Raw genomic sequence first — 20,209 nt, 5'->3', positions numbered from 1 at the left:
TTTTTATCTTTAATTATTAATTTGCATCTTCAGATTTACTGCAACTTATTCAGCCTTAATGCTGGCATCCTTCGTTACTTTTTTCCACTTAACCAATTCTGCTTTCACAATTGCACCTAATTGCGCAGGAGTACTACCCACCGCTTCGGCGCCTTGACCTAATAATTTTTCTTTGATAGCTGGCTCAGCCAATACTTTGATAGTGGCCTTATTGAGAGTCTCAACAATGGCACTTGGTGTTCCTGCAGGCACGAATATGGCATACCAAGAATCGACTTCGTAGTCCTTAAACCCAAGCTCAACCATAGTTGGAACATCCGGAAACATTGGCGAACGCTTTACAGTGGATACCGCTAAAGCCCTGAGTTTTCCGGTCTTAACGTAGTTAGCAGCAGCTGGAATAGAAACCCACAACAAAGGAACTTGTCCAGCAATCACATCAGTAATTGCAGGGCCACCACCACGATAAGGTATGTGCATCATGGTTACGCCAGCAGAGCCTGCCATCATTGCACCAGCCAAATGACCAGGAGAACCATTGCCCACTGAAGCATAAGAAACTGCATCAGGTTTAGCCTTCGCCATTTGAATCACATCCTTAACTGACTTCACTGGGAAATCGGGATTGGCTACCAATATTTGCGGCAGTGAAGCGACCAAAGATACCGACAAAAAATCTTTTTCAGTATCAAATGCCAACTTTGGATAGATGGCAGGATTAATAGTGTGGGAAGAGAGAGTAAACAAGACGGTATAACCATCAGCTGCAGATTTTGCAGCAATGTCCGTTCCAATTGAGCCGCCAGCGCCACCGCGATTATCAATGATGATCTGCTGGCCAAGGGCCTGACTCAAGGGTTCTTGCATGATGCGGGCAATAACATCAGTACCCCCACCCGGTGGATAAGGAACGATAAATTTAATAGGTTTGGTTGGCCAAGCTTGTGCTTGAGCAAACTGCGCCAAACCAAGCGAGCCTGTTAAGGCTAGGACCATCGACAGAACAGCGACTAATAGATTGCTTCTACGCATACCCAATCTCCTGTTAAAACTGCTTTTGGGCCTATCTTAGCCCTTATTTGCTATCTCTTGAAGCATAAATGATCTTATTAAACGGAACAAGTTGTTTCGTATAAGTAAAAATACTAACATTTTTCCTAGAAATTACAACCTTGTTCTATTAGAATGAACAAAACGACACATTTCATGAGATTTAACACTTATGCTTGAATTAGATCCTATCGAACAGCTAGATACCGCCAAAAGAGATAACTCGAGCGAAAACTCCTCCATGCTGAAGGGTGTGGTGATTTTGGAGGCCTTGGCCGGATTGCAACAGCCCGCGACCTTAGCCCAACTCATGCAAATTACCGGCATGCCAAAAGCATCTCTGCATAGAACATTGGCTATTTTCGAAGAGGCGGGCTTGGTAGCACGAGAGCCTGGGGGGCGTACCTACGCTCCTGGTGAGCGCCTTTCACATTTAGCAATGTCGACACTAACGCACGACACTGTCTCAGCCATACGTCACACCATTCTTCGCGGCTTAGTGGCTGATCTTGGTGAAACTTGCAACCTCGCAGTCTTAAGGCGTGGCGAACTTTTTTATTTGGATCGTGTTGAGGCAAATTGGGCCTTACGTCTGCACCTCCCCCCCGGAACAGTGCTGCCGCCACATTGCAGTGCCAGCGGAAAATTACTGCTCGCCTACAAGCCTGTAGAGGAACGTACTAAGATTTTAGAAAATCTTCCGCTTGAGCAATTTACTCATAGAACCATTACAGATCGCCACTTGTTGGAATCCGAAATGGAGAGAATTGTCAGCACTGGTTATGCAGTTGATAACGAAGAGTATGTATTAGGAGTTTCTTGTGTGGCTGTGCCGGTAAGAGACTCTATTGGCGAGGTTGTGGCAGCAATTGCTGTCCATGCAGCAACCGCAAGACTCCCATTAAATCAAGCGATGGAGCATATTCCTAAGCTAAAAGAAGCGTCTGAGCGCATCTCTCAAACTCTTTCCTAATCAGTACCGCATCACGGAACACTTAGGAAAAATCTCAACGTGAAATACCCGCTCTTAGAAAAAATGATTGATGAGGCTAAGAGTGATTTACCTCTTGGAGTAGTCTACCCACTTAGCGCGCCAGCACTGGAAACTGTTTTTGATCTCATCAAAAGACAGTTGTGCACACCCATCTTAATAGGCCCTAAAAAAGATATTGAAGAGCTAGCTGCCATTGAAGGACTCTCTCTAGATGGTATACAAATTGTCGATACGCCCAAAGACCCCATCTTAGCAACGAAGAAGGCTGTTGAGATGGTTAAAGAAGGGAAGTTGGCCGTTCTAATGAAGGGATCTTTACATACCGAAGATCTGATGGGGCCAATTGTGAGTCGTGATGGACTGCGAACTGATAAACGAGTCAGCCATCTTTTCTTATTTGAACTTGCTCGTTATCACAAGCTACTGGGCGTCACAGACGCAGTGGTAAATATTGCGCCTAACGCTCAACTCAAAAGAGAAATTCTTGCCAACAGCTTAGACGCCTTAAAAAGATTAAGCATCAGCAATGTCAAAGTAGCCATTATTGCCGCCACTGAAGTCATCAACCCAGCAATGCCATCAACTACGGATGCGAAAGAAATTGTCGATGAGCATATTGCTCACCCTATTTTTCCAGACACCATCATTGAAGGCCCTTTTGGATTTGATAACGCGATTTCAGCTCAGTCGGCAAGAACTAAGGGCATTTATTCCAAGGTTGCTGGGGATCCAGATCTCTTGTTGATGCCTGATTTACAGGTTGGCAATATTCTCTATAAGTCCTTTGTTTATATGGCTGGTGCCGAATGTGCTGGAACCATCTTAGGTGCTCAAGTGCCTATCACCCTGACATCCAGATCTGATTCTGTTTTTTCTAGAGTGGCCTCTACAGCAATGGCCATTCTTCTTGCTAAAAATCCTCAATAGTTGAGAAAGCTATGTTCAAAATATTTTCTAGTGACCCAGTGCATGACCCTGTCAATAAACAAGCGCCAGCAACGGAGATAAAAAAGACCACCTGCTACATGTGCGCTTGTCGTTGTGGCATTCGGGCACACTTACGCGATGGTAAATTGGTATATATCGATGGCAATCCTGAGCATCCATTGAATCAAGGCGTCATTTGTGCCAAAGGTTCCTCAGGAATCATGAAACAGAATTCTCCTGCACGCATTACGCAACCACTGTTGCGAAAAGCGGGCAGTGAAAGAGGCAATGGCGAGTTTGAACCTATCAGCTGGGAAAAGGCATTTGATATCCTGACTGAGCGTCTTGCCAAAATTCGCGCTACTGATCCAAAGAAATTCGCCCTCTTTACGGGCCGCGACCAAATGCAAGCACTCACTGGCTTGTTTGCAAGACAGTTTGGTACGCCCAACTATGCAGCTCATGGTGGTTTCTGCTCAGTCAATATGGCCGCCGGCATGATTTACACCATTGGTGGAAGCTTTTGGGAGTTTGGTGGTCCGGATTTAGATCAGGCGAAGTTGTTTGTGATGATTGGTACTGCTGAAGATCACCATAGCAACCCAATGAAGATTGCTTTGTCCAAATTTAAACGGGCTGGTGGTCGCTTTATCTCAATCAACCCAGTAAGAACTGGGTACTCTGCGATTGCAGATGAATGGATTCCAATCAAACCCGGTACTGATGGGGCGCTCTTCATGGCTTTGATGCATGAGCTGATTCGCCTTGAAAAGTACGATGCCCCCTTCTTAAAACGTTTTAGTAATTCAGCGCAATTGGTATGCATGGACTCAGGCCCAGAAGAGGGTTTGTTCTTGTATGACCCTGACTCCGATCCGCTTAACTTGGATTTACCTCACAACAAATATATTTGGGATGAAAAATCCCAAAGTGCGAAACCTTGTTTTGCTCAAGGCACCTCACCCGCTCTTCTGGGTGAATATGTCATGGGCCCAGGACCACATCAAGGGAAGAAAGTGGTTCCTTCATTTGAGCTTCTTAAGCGACAAGTGAGTGAAACTACACCAGAGTGGGCTGCAGCCATTACTAGCATTTCGGCCGAACGGATTCGCAAGCTTGCTCTGGAGATGGCCGATACTGCATTTGGTCAAGAATTTGAGTTACCCATTCAGTGGACAGACTCTTGGGGCGAAAAGCATGAGTCTGTAACTGGCAGACCCGTTGCTTTCCATGCAATGCGTGGTCTCTCAGCACACTCCAATGGATTCCAAACCACGCGTGGCTTAGCAGTACTGATGTCTTTATTGGGAACCATTGATCGCCCAGGCGGGTTTAGACATAAAGCACCTTACCCACGTCAAGTTCCGCCGAATGCAAAACCACCGTCTTCTGAGAATGACATTAAACCCAATACTCCTTTGGCCAAACCTCCGCTCGGATGGCCAACACAACCAGAAGATTTGGCATTAGATTCCGATGGCAAGCCATTACGCATTGATAAGGCTTATTCATGGGAGCACCCTTTAGCAGCCCATGGATTAATGCACAACGTGATTACCAATGCAGTGAAGGGCGACCCCTACTCTATTGATACGCTCATGATCTTCATGGCAAATATGTCCTGGAACTCCACCATGAATACGATGGAAGTTCGCGAACATCTCAATGCTAAAAATGATGATGGCGAATTTAAGATTCCATTCTTAGTAGTATGCGATGCATTCCAGTCGGAGATGGTCGACTTAGCTGACTTAGTGCTCCCAGATACTACCTATCTAGAGCGTCACGATGTCATGAGTATGCTCGACAGACCCATTTCTGAATTTGATGGCCCCGTTGATTCAGTTCGCATTCCCGTTCTTGAGCCATTAGGAGAATGTAAGCCATTCCAGGAAGTCTTGATTGAGCTGGCATCCCGCTTAAAGTTCCCTGCATTCACCACGCCAGAAGGGGATCGTAAGTTTAAGGATTATCCTGACTTTATTACTCGCTTCCAGACCACCCTAGATTCAGGCATTGGCTTCTTAAGCGGATGGCGCGGTAAAGATGGTGACAAATCATTGCGCGGCGAACCCAATCCGAACCAATGGCAAAAATATGCTGAGAACAATTGCGTTCACCAATATCACATGCCTCCTGAGCATCAGTACATGCGTAACTGGAACAAGGGGTATTTAGACTTCTCGAAAGACAACGCTCTACGCCAGAAGAATGATCCGATCATGATCGCGATCTACTCAGACATATTGCAACGTTTTCGCTTGGCGGCAACCGGCAAACGTCCTGGCGCGCAACCGCCAGAGCATCTGAAGGCACGCATCTACAAATATTTTGATCCACTGCCTTTCTGGTACCCACCACTTGAGGATGAAGCTACAGATCTCACTAAATTTACCCTCAATGCAATTACCCAACGCCCGATGGCGATGTACCACTCATGGGATTCACAAAATGCGTGGCTAAGACAAATTCATAGCCATAACTATCTATATGTCAATACTGCGACTGCACTCAAGAGCGGTATTGCAGATGGCGCCTGGATGTGGATCGAATCGCAGTGGGGTAAGGTCAGATGTATGGCAAGACACTCGGAAGCCGTTGATCCTGGAACAGTATGGACCTGGAATGCTATTGGTAAAGCAGAGTCAGCTTGGAGTTTGACTAGTGATGCAGATGAATCTAAAAAAGGCTTTTTATTGAATCACCTCATCTCAGAGGAACTTCCCTTGGGAGGCTTTACCGTTAGCAACTCTGATCCAATTACTGGCCAAGCTGGCTGGTATGACGTTAGAGTACGACTGGCACCTGCAGATGAAAATGAACCTAAAGAAACCTGGCCACAAGTAAAGGCATTTGAAGTTCCTGGAATGGCCCTCAAAAAATCGGGGGAGACAAAATGAGCAAAAAAAATAAACAACTCGCTCTCGTTATTGATCTTAATGTTTGTGTAGGATGTCATGCCTGTGTAACCTCATGTAAAGAGTGGAATACATCCGGCTCAGCAGGCCCGCTTACTGATCTGAACGCCTATGGTGCAAGTCCAAGCGGCACTTTTTTTAATCGAGTACAAACTTTTGAGGCGGGAACCTTCCCGAATACTCAAACAGTTCACTTTCCAAAATCATGCTTACATTGCGAAGAGCCGCCGTGTGTTCCCGTTTGCCCTACTGGTGCGAGTTATAAGCGCAAAGAGGATGGAATTGTGCTGGTGGATTACGACAAATGCATCGGTTGCAGCTACTGCTCCTGGGCTTGTCCTTATGGCGCTCGAGAGCTAGATCAAGAACGTCAGGTTATGACCAAGTGCACACTCTGTGTGGATCGCATCTATAGCGAGACTTTGCCAGAGTCCGAGAAAAAGCCTGCTTGCGTTCTCGCCTGCCCCACTAGCGCACGTATCTTTGGCGATGTTCATGATCCAGAATCCGCTGCCAGCAAAGCAATAGAAGAACGCTCAGGATATGCACTCATGCCTGAATGGGAGACTCAACCTGCTAATCACTATTTACCGCGCTCCATTATGGAAACGATTGATGCAGCAAGGAATGACAAATAATGCGACCACAATTTTCAATCATCTTCTTTACCACCCTAGCCGGAATGGCACAGGGTCTTTTATTTTTCCTGGCCTTATCAAACCTATATAGCCAAGCAACCCCCAATGCATTCCTCACCAATCTTGCTCTGCCGGTTGCCTTTGTACTTCTGGCCTTAGGATTGGTGGCCTCATTCTTCCACTTGGGCCACCCTGAGCGAGCATGGCGCGCTGCCATGATGTGGAGGACCTCTTGGTTATCCAGAGAAGTAATTGCCTTGCCAGCACTCATGGCAGTGACTGCAGCAACTTACTTTTATGCCTGTATTAGTGTGGTGCCACAATGGTTATGGATTGCCCTTCTAGTTACTACGATTGCGCTTTGGATCTGCACTGCAAAGATTTATCAATGCATTCGTTTTATCCAAGAATGGTCGCACCCCTCCACCCTGACAAACTTCATTCTCCTTGGATTGACATCTGGATTGATTTTGTTGGAGTTGCTAATTGCTTTATGGGGTGACTCTGCTACACAGATCATTGATGCGCCACTATCAATGCTTGCCCTCTTGCTACTATTCCTGTCTTTTAATCTAAAGCTTTGGATTTGGAAGCGCAATCAAGGCCTAAAACCGAAGTCTAATCTTTCTTCAGCAACAGGCATCAAAGGTAGCAATATTCGTCAAACCTCAATGGGTTTAATGGGCGGCAGTTTTAATACCCGCGAATTCTTTCATCACCAAACTGATCGCGTTATTGCCAATCTCCGTAAAATTATCTTGCTGTGTGCCTATGTAATACCAATGATATTGATGGCATACACCATTACTATTCCAAGCATCTTGATGATTGCCTTGGCATTACTGATCAATTACCTAGGCTTGCTTGCTGAAAGATGGATGTTCTTTGCAGAAGCTAATCATCCACAGAACCTGTATTACCAAAGAGTCTCTTAAGTACGCCTAATGCCTATGGATCAATTTGCCGAACAACTGATTCATGGCAGAACCCATATATCGCCCAAAAGATTAGGGGATCCAGGCCCAAGCCACGCACAGAAAGAAACCATTCTCTTGGCAGCTAATGCCGCTCCTGATCACGGCAGAATGGTTCCATGGCGCTTCATTGAGATCCAGGAAAGCAGTCGCCCCGCCCTAGGAGAAGTATTCCATCAGTGCCTGTTAGATCGCGATCAGAACGCTACCTCGATACAACAACAAGAAGCGCGCGAGAAAGCATCCCGTGGCCCACTACTGCTACTAGCCATTGCCAACTACCGAGATGCAAATGACGATATTAGCAAACAAGAAAAGCTGGTTTCCCTTGGGTGCGCCATTCAGAACATTCTGCTGAGCGCTTATGCCTTCGGATATGGATCTGGACTATCGAGCGGCAGAGCTTTGCAAAGTGATCGTATCCGGGAGTTATTCCAACTCACAAAGGATGAGGAACCGATTTGCTTCATTACGATTGGTACCGTCCAAAAAAATAAGCCCAGTCGTATTCGGCCGTGCTTATCTGAGTATCACTCTATTTTTTAATTAATTACTACAGCACTTCCACTGTTTGGTTTTCAGTGTCGATTCGTAATTTAGCACCACTTACAATTGCCTGAGTAATATCACAATCAAAGCCGCTCAACATCGGAATGCCCGCATGAGCAGCGCCTTGGGCTAGGATTGGATTGGCTGCATTAAAAATAATGGCAGCAGGGCAAAGGTTTCTCGACTTCATCTCATAGAGCATCCATGCACTTGCCACCCCGCCTTTAGCGGCATCTAGAACTAAAATCTTATCTTTATATGATTGGCCAAAAAGCTTATGTGCCGGGCGTGAGAAAACCCCTTTTATGCGATCCAAATCATAGCGGGCTGAAAATCCATCGGATGCACTCAGACATTCGCCTTCGATACTCTCGCCTTGGGCATGTTTAGCCTTATAAATTTTTCCACTCACTTTAGTCTCCCCGTTACAGCAGCTTGCACACAGTCTTCCATGGAGGCCAGCATCGGCGTATAACCATAGCCACCCAAAATATTCACAATTTTTGCACTATTGGTTGCTAATACCTTCCACCCATTCGTCTCTGCTATTTCTCTTGCATAAGATTGATAGAAGCACATGCCAGAAAATACTGTACCGCCTGCACTTTCAATCATTTCCGTATACCCCATGCGATCTGAGTCTGGTTTTACTTGCGGGCTAGTCATAGCCAGCAAAGGCTTAATGAATTTCTTGCCTTTACATAGCTCTGCAATACTCTTCATCTCCATGAGACTTAGCTGCGGCGCAGAAAATACCACGACGTCAATTTCTTCAGCAATACGATAAGAATTCTGCAATCCCATTACCTCTTCCTTGGTAATGGGAACCTCTGGAAGATGTAAGTACTCCAAATCTCGAGCGCGAAGAGCTTCAGGCGTAACACCCAATACGTGAAATAGCGCAGTAGATCCAAAACTCGCCATTGCTGCGCCGAAGTGTTTCATAGCATCAGAGCCTGGATGACCTTCGATGCCATCCAAAATAGGAACCGACCAATAGTTCCCTGATTTCTTACCAATCAGACCCCCTAAAGCGCCCCACTCATTGAGCGTTTGAGGTGTCCATGAAGTTTTAAAGCGATGCGTAGGCTTACGGTGTTCATCGAGGTGATAACCGTAGCGAGGGGTTCTGCCAGTCAAACCTGCCGCCAATGCAGAAGGGCCTCCCTCAAAATTTGATCTAGCACCACAGACGCTATTGGAATAAATAACCACTCCGGTGTCACCAAATGCTAAATGCTCTCCAAATACGGGCGCCATAATAGTTTGGTAATTAATGCAAGTATCCGTCATAGACACGCCCATTTTTACAAAGGCATCAATAGCGCGTTTTTCAAGCTCAAGCATTTTTTCAGTTTGACCTAATTGCTTTGCTTTGCTGAAGTCAGTGCCCCTTGGATCAGTAATCGTCGGAATGCGAACCGATCGGTCCTCAATCGAATTCTTAGCTAGACCTTCGAGCCATTCAACACCAGCTTCACCCAAGCTCTCGGTATCAGCCATGATGTGCGCCTGGGATACAGGTACTAAATCTTTAGCACCAAAGAACTCGCCTACTTTAATTTGATGTGCGATAGCTGTTTGTCTTACTGGACCTAATTCACCAGCAAGCATAGCCTTTTCTTCTTGATTTAACTTCATCTTGTTCTCTTCCCAATTCTCATTCATCTACCATCAATCAATAGTGGCACCAGAATCCCTAACCACCCTGGCCCATTTCGCAATCTCACTAGTCTGGAAATTAGCCAAACTCTCTTTGAAGTCTGTATTTGGTTGGACACCCAAGTTACCCAAGCGCTCTTTGAACGCAGCTGATTGAGCCACCCTCTCTGTATCGACTCTTAATTTTTTGGTGATTGAATCTGGCAATTTCGCTGGACCAAATAAAGCCCACCAAGCAGTTGACTCAAACTGGGGGTATCCCAATTCTGCAACCGTTGGTACGTTAGGCAATAGAGGTGAACGCGTCTTACTAGTTACAGCTAAAGCACGCAGTTTTCCTGAAGTGATGTGCGGCAATACGGATTGAATTGGATCAAAGACTAATGGAATTTGATTGCCAATGAGATCTGTTACTGCGGGTGCACTCCCCTTGTAGGGAATATGTTTGAGTTTGATCTGAGTGGTGGATTCAAATAAGGCCGCAGTCAAATGTCCTGGGGTACCATTTCCAGCTGTTCCATATGCAATCGTATCGGGCTTTGAACGGGCCTCAGCAATTAACTCGGCAAGCGTTTTAATACGATCACTTGAATTAACCACAATGACAACAGGAGCGGTGGCAACCAAAGCAATTGGTGTGAAATCTCTAGTCATGTCATATGGCAGCTGTTTATACAAACTGCCATTGATTGCATTCGTTCCTACAGTACCCATAAATAAGGTATAGCCATCTGGTGCTGACTTGGCAACGAGATCGGCGCCAATCGATCCGCCAGCACCGCCCTTATTCTCAATAATGATTTGTTCTTTAAGGCGATCACCGAGGAGGACTGCTAACGGCCTAGCAACAATATCAGTTGGTCCTCCCGGTGGAAAGGGAACAATTAGCCTGATAGGTTTGCTCGGATAGACATCCGCTATCACATTGCTTGAAAGCAAAATCAAGCCAAAGCAAGTTAAGAAATATTTAAAACCTTTTATTACTAGGCTATTCATATAAACAGACCTCAGCAAAATGCGGATGGAATTAGTCTAGTGCAAAAGAAAAAGTCCAGTTGAACCGGACCTTTTCCCTATACTCATGACAGCTTATACGTAATCTTTATATTTATCCAAGAAGCGCACTGGCTTAGATAAAGCATCACGGCGGAATGGATCACCAAGCTCACGAGTACACATGATCTCGATTACACAGGTCTTACCTTCCTTCATCTGCATATCAATTGCTTTCTTGAGGGCTGGTCCAACCTGATCAAGCTGATCAACCACAATTCCCTCGGCGCCCATGGATTGCGCAATACCGGCAAAGCTTGGGCTCTCTAACTCACCAGCCACAAAGCGACGGTTATAGAAGTCCACTTGGTTCTTTTTCTCGGCACCCCACTGACGGTTGTGGAACACAACCGCTGTAACTGGAATATCGTGACGAACAGCCGTCAGAATCTCGACCATGCTCATTGCCCAAGCGCCATCGCCAGCGTAAGCAACCGCCGGACGATCAGGAGCGGCTGCTTTAGCTCCAATAATGGTTGGTAGTGCATAGCCACAATTACCAAAACTCATTGGGGCAAAGAAGCTACGTGGCTTTTCAAAGCGGAGATAGCTATTAGCAACGGAGTTGATATTGCCAATATCGGTAGACACCATTACATCAGCAGGCATAGCCTTTTCAAGCTCACGCAAAACCTGACGCGGGTGCAAGTAATGACCGCCTGTTGGAGTCACTTCTTTTTTCTGTTCTTCAATCATGTCAAGACTAAATGCATCTTTTTCATGAGTCCACTCATCCAACTCTTTTTCCCATGCGGCTTTTTCTGCAGCAATCGTTTTAGCGCGTTCTGCTTTAGTGGCATCACAAGCTAATTTCTTACCTTCTAAACGCTTAGTTAATGCTACTGCAGCTGCCTTAGCATCACCACAAATGCCTACTGAAATCTTCTTCACTAAGCCGAGCATCTTGTTATCTGCATCGATCTGAATAATCTTGGCATTTTTTGGCCAGTAATCCATACCATGCTGTGGCAATGTTCCGAATGGCCCAAGACGTGAACCCAGCGCAACAACTACGTCAGCCTGAGCCATCAACTTCATTGCAGCCTTGGAGCCTTGATAACCTAGGGGGCCACACCATAAAGGATGGCTTGCAGGGAATGAATCGTTATGTAGGTAGCTATTAACTACTGGGGCACCCAAGCGCTCTGCAAAGGCTTTGCACTCCTCTACAGCATCACCCATCACGACACCACCACCAGAAATAATCACGGGGAACTTAGCATTAGCCAAGAGTTCAGCAGCCTCATCCAAGCTCTTCTCACCGCCAGGCCCACGATCAAGACGATTTGGTTGTGGAATTTCTACTTCAATCTCACCATAGAAATAATCACGTGGAATATTGAGTTGGGTTGGACCCATTTCAGACAATGCGCGATCAAAACAGCGGCCAGTAAATTCAGCCATACGCTTTGGATTGTTAACGTGACCTTGATACTTTGTGAACTCTTCAAACATTGGCAATTGGTTGGCCTCTTGGAAGCCGCCTAAACCCATACCCATTGTTCCTGTCTCAGGAGTAATGATCACCACAGGGCTATGTGCCCAATATGCCGCCGCAATTGCAGTAACGCAGTTACTAATGCCAGGGCCATTTTGTCCAATCACAACACCGTGACTTCCACTAACGCGAGCATAACCATCGGCCATGTGTGCAGCACCTTGTTCATGCACCACTGGAATCAAGCGAATGCCTGCTGGAGCAAAAATGTCCATCGCATCCATAAAGGCAGAGCCCATGATTCCAAAAATATCTTTCACCTTGTTAGCGACCATGGTCTCCACAAACGCTTCGGAAGGGGTCATTTTCTGCGGGCCAGTGGGTAAATTAGTGCCAGACTTAGACATAAAGCTCTCCTAGGTATTCAATTAAACGGAACATTTTGTTCTACAATATGAATAATAATAGCGTATTTTTAAGAAAGTCAAGCATATAAACCCCAATCTGGAATATATTTGACAACACATTAAGACTTTTAAGGGCAAGGAAATGGCTGAAAGCACATCTTCAATCGATTTAATGGGTTTACAGCCTGAAACGAGGGTTTCTTTGCACTCCGCCTTCCCAGAGTGCGGGGGCTTTGCAGATTTTGAAATTCCCGCCTTTAATAAGCCCAGCGAGCTTGTTCCCGCTGTCGACCCTAGTTATCAACTTAATTCAGAGGCTACTTTAGCCATTCTGGCTGGATTCGCCTTTAATCGCAGAGTAATGCTTCAGGGCATGCACGGTACTGGTAAATCCACTCATATAGAACAAGTTGCAGCACGTTTAAATTGGCCGTGCTTACGCATCAACTTAGATGGCCAAATTACTCGCATGGATCTGATTGGCAAAGATGTCATTGGCCTAGAAGACGGAAAGCAAATTACCCGCTTTCAAGAAGGCCTCATACCTTGGAGTCTGCAACGCCCTGTTGCACTCATCCTAGATGAATACGATGCCGGTCAACCAGATGTCATGTTTGTCATTCAGAGAATGTTGGAGCGCGAAGGTCGTCTTACTCTACTCGATCAAAATAGGGTCATTAATCCCAATCCCGCCTTTCGCATCTTTGCTACCAGCAACACGGCTGGACTAGGAAATTGGAATGGGTTATATCAAGGAACACAATTACTAAACCACGGCCAAATGGATCGTTGGGATATCGTCGCTGCGCTTAACTATCTTGAGCCCAGCGAAGAGCAAAAGATTTTGATGGCAAAAGTACCAGAGCTTTCTGATGCCCAAGCAAAAGCGATGATTAGCCTTGCGAACCTGACTAGAAGCAGCTTTGCAGCCGGAGACATTTCGACATTAATGTCAACAAGAACACTCATTACCTGGGGAGAAAATTGGCGCATTTTTAAGGACTTGCAGATTGCATTTGCTCTGGCATTTTTAAATAAATGCGAATCTGAAGAAAAGGTATTGGTGGCTGAATACTATCAACGCTGCTTCGCTAGCGAACTTGATGTGAACAAGAAGTAAATTTAGGCGCTATTACAGTCACCTTGCAAACCCAAACCCACCAAGACTTCGAGCAGCAGCAACAATACGGTGCAATGATTCGCTCATTGTCTGGTGAGGCTAGCGCGCAAATTCGGGATTGGCAACTATTTCATAACTCAGCGCCCGTCGATTCCATTGCTCCACATCTCAGTCTTGAGAACCTAAATGCATCGTGGTCCTATCCGCGTGGCGTGCTAGATGGCATCGCATTGCGCCTACGACATTCAGATGCAGACCTACATGCGTCGCTAACACCTGAAGGCATGATTGAATCGCTGATATTTGAAGTCTTAGAGCAAATTCGAGTGGAGAGCAATTGTCCTGATGAGCTCAAAGGCAGCCAGCAAAATGTTCGGATGCAATTTATTGCTTGGATGCAACAATTCATTGCGAGTGGCGGAGTGGAGGGAAGTATTGGTCTTTTACTCATCACCATCTTTTCAACGGTTTGGATGAAACTCAATAGCCAGTCCATTCCGCAGTTAATGCAAGATATCGTAGAAGCCACTAGAGCTGGATTGGCTGCAAGTATGGGACCTCTTTTAGTAAAACTAAAGGCTAGCCGCAAGGACCAAGAGGGGTATGGGAAAACCTCGCATGAAGTAATCAATCTGGTATCCGGGTTGATTGCCAAGGAGTACCGCAATAACCCCAGCATTCGCACTAAACGTAAAAGCCAAGGCGCTACACAACTAAAAATTGAGTGGGTACCACCACATGCTGGAAAAATTGCAGTGGATTTTAAGAGCCCGGCAATATCTTGGAGTGAGAAGCGATACCAGCTCAAGACATCACTTAATAAATATGTCATTTACAACTCAAGTTATGACACTGAGGTTGAGGCCAAGAAAAAAATTAGATTGGCTCAGTTGGCCGTATATCAAGATCAGTTGAATACTGAAATAGCCAAACAAAATATTCCTTGGGCAAAGCTCATTCGCATGTACCAGCAATTATTTTCAAGCCATTCACCAATTCAGTGGCAAAACACTGAAGCTGAGGCAGTTCTTGATCGACGCTACCTTACTCGTGCATTAACCTCCCCACTTCAGCCTGCGCTATACAAAAAGCTAATCCCCAGTAGCCAAGTAAACGCGAGAGTTACCCTTTTGGTGGATTGCTCTGGCTCCATGAAGGAGCAGCGGATCAAAATTGCTACTTGCATAGATTCTTTAGTGAGAATACTTGAGCAAGCCGGCATTAAAACGGAGGTGCTTGGATATAGCACCAACACCTGGCAAGGCGGAAAACCTTTTAAAGAGTGGCGCAAAAATGGCCAACCCCCTAATCCCGGACGTCTTAATGAACGAGCGCATTGGATTTTTAAAGACTTTGATACTAGCTGGAGAAGATCTCGCGCTGGCATAGCTGCGTTATTGCGTCCAGAAATCTATTGCGAAAGCGTTGATGGTGAGGCACTCATTTGGGCTGTAGAGCGCTTGCAACACTCTAGTAGCAGTAGGCATTCCACCAAAACACTTGTTCTCTTCTCTGATGGTTGCCCAATGGATCGCGCAACGATTGAGGCGAACGGTGAAGAATTTTTAAAAGAACATCTTCTGCAGGCTATTTCTTGGTGCGAACAGCAACCCCATATTCAATTATGGGGTTGCGGCATTGGATCTGAACTTCGGTCTGCCTTTCAACACCGCCTTAGCTGGGATGAGGATCCCGATAATGTGGCAAGTACTTTAAAAAATTGGGCAAGTGAATTTAAGGCATCATCTTTTATCAATAAAAAATATTCATAACACAGTAGTTGGAGAAAAATATCATGCAACTTTTAAATAGAGTCTTCACCAAAAAAAATAAAATTATTCTTGCGCTTTGCGCTACTCTAGGCATATTTGGCTCTACCAATCTTGCCGCTCAGACGTGGCCCGATAAGCCCATCAAAATGATTGTTCCGTTTGCTGCTGGTGGAAGCGCAGATATTTTAGGAAGAATACTTTCCCAAGAGCTAGCTAAGAATCTTGGTCAAAACGTGATTGTTGAAAACCGTGGGGGTGCTGGCGGCAATATTGGCGCAGAAATGGTTGCTAAATCCCCGGCAGATGGCTATACCATCCTTCTAGCCTCTGGCAGTATGATGACCGTCAACCCTTTCATCTACAAAAAGTCCTCTATTAACTATATAAAGGACTTAACTTACATCACCGCCATAGCAACCGTTCCAATGGTGATTGCAGTAAGCCCAAAACTACCAGTTAATACACTTTCCGAACTAATCGCTCTAGCCAAAACAAAAGAGTTGAACTTTGGATCGGCTGGTATCGGCAGCCAGATACATATGGCCAACGAGAATTTTCTGTACTCTGCAGGAATTCATGCGACGCATGTACCCTATAAAGGCGAGAACCCTGCATTAAATGATTTAATCGCTGGGCAAATTGATTTTATGGCTGGTAATTTTCCAGCAACTGGAGGATTTGCAAAAGCAGGCCAAGTTAAAGCGCTTGCCGTTACCAGCAGCAAAAGGTTGAAGCAGCTCCCTAATGTTCCCACTGTTTCTGAAGCGGGTATCCCTGGATTTGAAAATACTGGTTGGTATGCCTTAGCAGTCCCAGCAGGCACACCACAATCCATCATTGACAAAATTTATGTTGCAACTGAGAAATCATTTAAGGCGCCGTCTCTACTTGCCAATATGGATACCAACGGCTTGACACCAATGATGATGAAGAGCAAGGATGTAGATACCAAAATACAGGTCGAATCTGCAAACTGGGAAAAGGTAATCAAGGCAAGAAATATTCCTACGCAATAATTTAAAATCCGTCAAAGAAAAAGCCACCCCGAAGGATGGCTTAAAAGATTTTTTTGGAGGTACTACCTAAAGAATGAACTACAACTTCATATTGGTCCCACCAGAAATTTTTCAGTATTAGGTATGCATGATTCTAGGCATTAATGCATTATTTTGGTGCATTAATGGTTTTCTTTGGCATGATTGATTGAATATTTAGGAATTTCAATCACTAAATCCTGTTTGGCAACGATAGCTTGGCAAGATAAACGGGACTGGGGGTTTAGACCCCACGCACGATCAAGCATATCCTCTTCATTTTCATCGGGCGGGTTCAAGCTTTGAAACCCCTCTTTAACGATTACATGGCAGGTAGTGCAAGCGCACACCATATCGCAAGCATGTTCAATGGGAATGTCATTCTCTAACAGGGCTTCGCAAATCGAAGTGCCTGGGGCAACCTCAACAACTGCACCTTCAGGACAGTATTCACTATGCGGTAGTACAACGATTTGAGTCATGATTCTTTTCTATGGGTATTCGGTTTGTATTTTGTTTACTTAAATTTCAGCAACATTCTTGCCAGATAAAGCCTTTTGAATACTAGCGTTCATGCGTTTTTGTGCAAAGTCATCGGTAGCTTTAGCGGCATGATCAACGGCCTTGCGAACAATGGCGCTATCAGTTTCTTCATTTAAGATTTTTTGTAGAGTTGCCATCTCTTGATCAACTGCTTTCTGCTCTTCCGCATTCAGTAAAGAGCGATCACTCGCTAACGCGGTTTGTACTGCATCTAATAGACGCTGCGCATTCACTTGCTCTTCACGCAATGACCTCGAAAGCAAATCCTCTTTGGCAGATGCAAAACCGTCTTGCAGCATGCGTGTAATCTCTGCATCAGTTAGGCCGTAAGAGGGCTTGATATCAATTGATGCTTTTACGCCAGAGCCTTGCTCTACGGCGCTTACAGACAATAAGCCATCCGCATCCACCTGGAAGGTGACACGGATACGGGCTGCGCCTGCAGCCATTGCTGGTATGCCGCGTAATTCAAACTTACCTAATGAGCGACAGTCTTGAGCAAGTTCGCGCTCACCCTGCACTACCTGAATGGCCAATGCAGTCTGTCCATCTTTAAAGGTTGTGAAGTCTTGCGCTCTAGCTACTGGTATAGGTGTATTACGTGGAATGATTTTTTCCACTAAGCCGCCCATGGTTTCAATACCAAGCGATAGCGGGATAACATCTAAAAGTAGCCACTCATCATCTTTACTTTGATTACCGGCTAATAAGTCAGCCTGCATCGCCGCACCCAGTGCGACTACTTGATCAGGATTCAGATTATTCAATGGCTGGGTTCCAAAGAGCTCACCAACAGCGCGCTGTACATTTGGCATACGGGTTGAACCGCCCACCATTACTACACCCTTAACATCTTCAGCTTTAAGACCGGCATCACGCAATGCTTTTTTGCAAGCCATCAAGGTCTTAGTCACTAGATTTTGGGTTATCTCAAAGAGCTGCGCCTGACTAACGCCAACATTAACCACCGTACCATCCGCTAGAGTCTCGTGCACACGAGCTAGAGGATTGTGACTCAGCAGTTCTTTGGCATGCTTACAGGCTTGCAGGAGCGTACGATGATCGTGAATAGATAAAGGAGGAAGCTTGGCTTGCTCAATGACCCAGCAATACAAGCGATGATCAAAATCATCACCACCTAAAGCAGAATCACCGCCAGTAGCAAGCACCTCAAACACACCGCGACTCATGCGTAGTATGGAAATATCAAAGGTGCCACCACCTAAATCGTAAACGGCATAAATACCTTCAGAGGCATTATCCAATCCGTAGGCAATCGCAGCAGCAGTCGGCTCATTCAATAAGCGTAGTATCTCAATGCCAGCTAACTTAGCGGCATCTTTGGTTGCTTGACGTTGCGCATCATCAAAATAAGCGGGCACTGTGATCACAGCGCCAACAATCTCATCAGATACAGAGTCTTCCGCTAGTTGGCGCAAGCGCGCCAAGATTTCTGCGGAGACTTCAATTGGACTCTTATCCCCAGCAACTGTTCTGAGTTTAAGCATACCGGGTTGATCAACAAAGTCGTATGGGGCGCTTTCAATATTCTCAACATCCAGCAAGCCCCGACCCATGAAACGCTTTACTGAAACAATAGTGTTTTTTGGGTCAATCACTGCGCTCTCAAGCGCTTCAAAGCCGGCTTGAGTTCTGCCATTAGGTAAATAACGAATAACGGAAGGAAGTAGCTCGCGCCCTTGTGCATCAGGCAGAACCTTAGGCAAGGCATCACGCACAATGGCTACTAAAGAATTAGTGGTTCCCAAATCAATACCCACGGCAATACGGCGCTGATGGGGCGCCAGCGATTTACCGGGTTCAGAGATTTGTAATAAGGCCATAGGAGATAGAGTTTAGCTTGAGTGAGGACTAAATTAAGGCTGCAATGCTGTCATCAAGCTCAACCGCAAACTTATTGATGAAGAGCAAGCCGCGAAGTAGCTCTGCGGCACGTACATAGTTTTTGGCGCCATCAATGGCTTGGACGATTTCTGCAAGCGTCTCTTGTTTTGATTGCTCTACTTCAGCCATCAAGGCTTCAAGCGCCGTCAAATCTTCCGCTTGCTCATCTAAACTCTCTCGCCACTCCATCTGCTTCATCAGAAAAGCAGCAGGCATGGCGGTATTGGTTTCTAACTTGGCATCAACGCCATGAAGCTGGCAAATATAGAGGCCGCGTTGAATAGGATTCTTCAGTGTTTGCACAGCAGTGTTAGCAAAGGTAGCCATCTGCATGGCAAGGCGCTGTTCAGCATCGCTACCACGCGCATGGCGATCGGGATGCACCTCCTTCTGAATCGCGAGGTATGCCTGATCTAGAGCAGGCAAATCGATTTTGAATTGCTGATTTAATCCAAAGAAGCGGAAGTAATCGTCAGACGCGGAAGGATTCGCCACAACCACACTCATCTTTTACGTTTGGATTTTGAAACTTAAATCCCTCGTTCAAACCCTCACGCACAAAGTCTAACTCTGTACCGTCCAAGTAAGCCAAGCTTTTTGGATCTATGAATACCTTAATGCCATTGGACTCAAATACCTGATCTTCAGCGGCAGGCTCATCTACATACTCAAGCTGATATGCCAAGCCAGAGCAACCTGTTGTGCGAACACCCAAGCGCAAGCCACAACCTTTGCCGCGCTTCTCAAGATTGCGGTTTACGTGTGCAGCTGCTTTGTCGGTTAAGGTAATTGCCATAGTTTTATCTGCTTATTTCGCTGGATGTTTTTCTTTGTAATCCGCTACTGCTGCCTTAATAGCATCTTCCGCCAAGATAGAGCAGTGAATCTTTACAGGGGGCAAAGCCAACTCTTCAGCGATGAGTGAATTCTTAATCTCCAGCGCTTGATCCAAAGTCTTACCCTTAACCCATTCGGTTACCAGGGAAGATGAAGCAATAGCTGAACCGCAACCATAAGTCTTGAACTTTGCATCTTCGATTACGCCTTGATCATTCACGCGAATTTGCAACTTCATCACGTCACCGCAGGCTGGGGCTCCAACCATACCAGTACCTACACTGTCGTCGCCCTTCTCAAATGAGCCAACGTTACGGGGATTTTCGTAGTGGTCGATGACCTTTTCGCTATATGCCATGGTATTTCCTCTTTAATTTCTTTATCTTTA

General features: G+C 45.7%; 19 protein-coding genes. 9 read left to right on the top strand and 10 right to left on the bottom strand.

Going from position 1 to position 20,209, the window contains the following annotated elements:
- Nucleotides 1-45 precede the first annotated feature (45 nt).
- Nucleotides 46-1,032: a tripartite tricarboxylate transporter substrate binding protein gene (locus FD963_RS02650; RefSeq protein ID WP_215362814.1), complete on the bottom strand. Its 987-nt coding sequence runs from the start codon at nt 1,030-1,032 to the stop codon at nt 46-48.
- A gap of 190 nt (nt 1,033-1,222) precedes the next feature.
- On the opposite strand from FD963_RS02650, the gene FD963_RS02645 reads away from it, so the two are divergent.
- The 6 genes from FD963_RS02645 to FD963_RS02620 are packed head-to-tail and all read left to right on the top strand — an operon-like array spanning nt 1,223 to nt 8,047.
- On the top strand, nt 1,223-2,023 hold the full coding sequence (locus FD963_RS02645; protein WP_215362813.1) for an IclR family transcriptional regulator: 801 nt from the start codon (nt 1,223-1,225) through the stop codon (nt 2,021-2,023).
- A 39-nt stretch (nt 2,024-2,062) separates the two neighbouring features.
- A complete protein-coding gene (locus tag FD963_RS02640) occupies nt 2,063-2,971 on the top strand; it encodes a bifunctional enoyl-CoA hydratase/phosphate acetyltransferase (RefSeq protein WP_251367275.1) in 909 nt (302 codons plus the stop codon).
- Nucleotides 2,972-2,982: 11 nt separating this feature from the next.
- Nucleotides 2,983-5,871, top strand: coding sequence for a molybdopterin oxidoreductase family protein (locus FD963_RS02635; protein ID WP_215362812.1), 2,889 nt, complete (start codon nt 2,983-2,985; stop codon nt 5,869-5,871).
- Nucleotides 5,868-6,527: a 4Fe-4S dicluster domain-containing protein gene (locus FD963_RS02630; RefSeq protein ID WP_215275317.1), complete on the top strand. Its 660-nt coding sequence runs from the start codon at nt 5,868-5,870 to the stop codon at nt 6,525-6,527. The genes FD963_RS02635 and FD963_RS02630 overlap by 4 nt, the downstream gene beginning before the upstream one ends.
- Nucleotides 6,527-7,462: a DmsC/YnfH family molybdoenzyme membrane anchor subunit gene (locus tag FD963_RS02625; RefSeq protein ID WP_215362811.1), complete on the top strand. Its 936-nt coding sequence runs from the start codon at nt 6,527-6,529 to the stop codon at nt 7,460-7,462. Before FD963_RS02630 ends, FD963_RS02625 begins: the two co-directional genes overlap by 1 nt.
- A gap of 9 nt (nt 7,463-7,471) precedes the next feature.
- Nucleotides 7,472-8,047 carry a nitroreductase gene (locus FD963_RS02620; RefSeq protein ID WP_251367274.1) on the top strand — a complete coding sequence of 192 codons (576 nt, stop codon included), beginning with the start codon at nt 7,472-7,474 and terminating at the stop codon, nt 8,045-8,047.
- Between the two features lie 7 nt (nt 8,048-8,054).
- Here FD963_RS02620 and FD963_RS02615 read toward each other — a convergent pair whose 3' ends face one another.
- The 4 genes from FD963_RS02615 to xsc form a co-directional block, all read right to left on the bottom strand.
- Nucleotides 8,055-8,462 (bottom strand): aconitase X swivel domain-containing protein, encoded by a 408-nt coding sequence (locus FD963_RS02615; protein ID WP_251367273.1) that lies wholly within the window; start codon nt 8,460-8,462, stop codon nt 8,055-8,057.
- Nucleotides 8,459-9,691: an aconitase X catalytic domain-containing protein gene (locus tag FD963_RS02610; protein WP_215362810.1), complete on the bottom strand. Its 1,233-nt coding sequence runs from the start codon at nt 9,689-9,691 to the stop codon at nt 8,459-8,461. Before FD963_RS02610 ends, FD963_RS02615 begins: the two co-directional genes overlap by 4 nt.
- A gap of 33 nt (nt 9,692-9,724) precedes the next feature.
- Nucleotides 9,725-10,708 carry a tripartite tricarboxylate transporter substrate binding protein gene (locus tag FD963_RS02605; RefSeq protein ID WP_215362809.1) on the bottom strand — a complete coding sequence of 328 codons (984 nt, stop codon included), beginning with the start codon at nt 10,706-10,708 and terminating at the stop codon, nt 9,725-9,727.
- 93 nt (nt 10,709-10,801) lie between these two features.
- Nucleotides 10,802-12,610 carry a sulfoacetaldehyde acetyltransferase gene (gene xsc / locus FD963_RS02600; protein WP_215362808.1) on the bottom strand — a complete coding sequence of 603 codons (1,809 nt, stop codon included), beginning with the start codon at nt 12,608-12,610 and terminating at the stop codon, nt 10,802-10,804.
- Nucleotides 12,611-12,752: 142 nt separating this feature from the next.
- Here xsc and FD963_RS02595 point away from each other — a divergent pair, with 142 nt between their 5' ends.
- From FD963_RS02595 to FD963_RS02585, 3 genes are read left to right on the top strand one after another with little or no spacing between them, the layout of a single operon-like run.
- Nucleotides 12,753-13,730, top strand: a complete 978-nt coding sequence (locus FD963_RS02595; RefSeq protein WP_251367272.1) for an AAA family ATPase — start codon at nt 12,753-12,755, stop codon at nt 13,728-13,730.
- Between the two features lie 23 nt (nt 13,731-13,753).
- Entirely contained in the window at nt 13,754-15,502 is a 1,749-nt protein-coding gene (locus tag FD963_RS02590; protein WP_215362807.1) for a hypothetical protein, read from the top strand.
- Nucleotides 15,503-15,525: 23 nt separating this feature from the next.
- Nucleotides 15,526-16,518, top strand: a complete 993-nt coding sequence (locus FD963_RS02585; protein WP_215362806.1) for a tripartite tricarboxylate transporter substrate binding protein — start codon at nt 15,526-15,528, stop codon at nt 16,516-16,518.
- Nucleotides 16,519-16,679: 161 nt separating this feature from the next.
- On the opposite strand, the gene fdx is transcribed toward FD963_RS02585, so the two are convergent.
- The 5 genes from fdx to iscU are packed head-to-tail and all read right to left on the bottom strand — an operon-like array spanning nt 16,680 to nt 20,179.
- Nucleotides 16,680-17,018: an ISC system 2Fe-2S type ferredoxin gene (gene fdx / locus FD963_RS02580; RefSeq protein ID WP_215348652.1), complete on the bottom strand. Its 339-nt coding sequence runs from the start codon at nt 17,016-17,018 to the stop codon at nt 16,680-16,682.
- Nucleotides 17,019-17,057: 39 nt separating this feature from the next.
- Nucleotides 17,058-18,923 (bottom strand): Fe-S protein assembly chaperone HscA, encoded by a 1,866-nt coding sequence (gene hscA / locus FD963_RS02575; protein WP_215362805.1) that lies wholly within the window; start codon nt 18,921-18,923, stop codon nt 17,058-17,060.
- A gap of 28 nt (nt 18,924-18,951) precedes the next feature.
- Nucleotides 18,952-19,479, bottom strand: coding sequence for a Fe-S protein assembly co-chaperone HscB (gene hscB, locus FD963_RS02570; RefSeq protein ID WP_251367271.1), 528 nt, complete (start codon nt 19,477-19,479; stop codon nt 18,952-18,954).
- Nucleotides 19,457-19,780: an iron-sulfur cluster assembly protein IscA gene (iscA, locus tag FD963_RS02565; RefSeq protein ID WP_215359479.1), complete on the bottom strand. Its 324-nt coding sequence runs from the start codon at nt 19,778-19,780 to the stop codon at nt 19,457-19,459. The genes hscB and iscA overlap by 23 nt, the downstream gene beginning before the upstream one ends.
- A 12-nt stretch (nt 19,781-19,792) precedes the next feature.
- Nucleotides 19,793-20,179, bottom strand: coding sequence for a Fe-S cluster assembly scaffold IscU (gene iscU / locus FD963_RS02560; protein ID WP_068322308.1), 387 nt, complete (start codon nt 20,177-20,179; stop codon nt 19,793-19,795).
- Nucleotides 20,180-20,209: the final 30 nt, after the last annotated feature.

It is taken from the genome of Polynucleobacter sp. JS-JIR-II-50, assembly GCF_018687895.1.
In the GTDB taxonomy this organism is placed as follows: domain Bacteria; phylum Pseudomonadota; class Gammaproteobacteria; order Burkholderiales; family Burkholderiaceae; genus Polynucleobacter.
The sequence above is the reverse complement of the archived record's forward strand: the minus strand, read 5'-3'. Positions and strand labels throughout refer to the sequence as shown.

What these genes read in the sequence shown, in the direction of transcription:
- FD963_RS02650 (WP_215362814.1), bottom strand. Translation starts at nt 1,032, where the DNA reads ATGCGTAGAAGCAATCTATTAGTCGCTGTTCTGTCGATGGTCCTAGCC.
- FD963_RS02645 (WP_215362813.1), top strand. Translation starts at nt 1,223, where the DNA reads ATGCTTGAATTAGATCCTATCGAACAGCTAGATACCGCCAAAAGAGAT.
- FD963_RS02635 (WP_215362812.1), top strand. Translation starts at nt 2,983, where the DNA reads ATGTTCAAAATATTTTCTAGTGACCCAGTGCATGACCCTGTCAATAAA.
- FD963_RS02630 (WP_215275317.1), top strand. Translation starts at nt 5,868, where the DNA reads ATGAGCAAAAAAAATAAACAACTCGCTCTCGTTATTGATCTTAATGTT.
- FD963_RS02625 (WP_215362811.1), top strand. Translation starts at nt 6,527, where the DNA reads ATGCGACCACAATTTTCAATCATCTTCTTTACCACCCTAGCCGGAATG.
- FD963_RS02620 (WP_251367274.1), top strand. Translation starts at nt 7,472, where the DNA reads ATGCCTATGGATCAATTTGCCGAACAACTGATTCATGGCAGAACCCAT.
- FD963_RS02610 (WP_215362810.1), bottom strand. Translation starts at nt 9,691, where the DNA reads ATGAAGTTAAATCAAGAAGAAAAGGCTATGCTTGCTGGTGAATTAGGT.
- FD963_RS02605 (WP_215362809.1), bottom strand. Translation starts at nt 10,708, where the DNA reads ATGAATAGCCTAGTAATAAAAGGTTTTAAATATTTCTTAACTTGCTTT.
- xsc (WP_215362808.1), bottom strand. Translation starts at nt 12,610, where the DNA reads ATGTCTAAGTCTGGCACTAATTTACCCACTGGCCCGCAGAAAATGACC.
- FD963_RS02595 (WP_251367272.1), top strand. Translation starts at nt 12,753, where the DNA reads ATGGCTGAAAGCACATCTTCAATCGATTTAATGGGTTTACAGCCTGAA.
- FD963_RS02585 (WP_215362806.1), top strand. Translation starts at nt 15,526, where the DNA reads ATGCAACTTTTAAATAGAGTCTTCACCAAAAAAAATAAAATTATTCTT.
- fdx (WP_215348652.1), bottom strand. Translation starts at nt 17,018, where the DNA reads ATGACTCAAATCGTTGTACTACCGCATAGTGAATACTGTCCTGAAGGT.
- hscA (WP_215362805.1), bottom strand. Translation starts at nt 18,923, where the DNA reads ATGGCCTTATTACAAATCTCTGAACCCGGTAAATCGCTGGCGCCCCAT.
- iscA (WP_215359479.1), bottom strand. Translation starts at nt 19,780, where the DNA reads ATGGCAATTACCTTAACCGACAAAGCAGCTGCACACGTAAACCGCAAT.
- iscU (WP_068322308.1), bottom strand. Translation starts at nt 20,179, where the DNA reads ATGGCATATAGCGAAAAGGTCATCGACCACTACGAAAATCCCCGTAAC.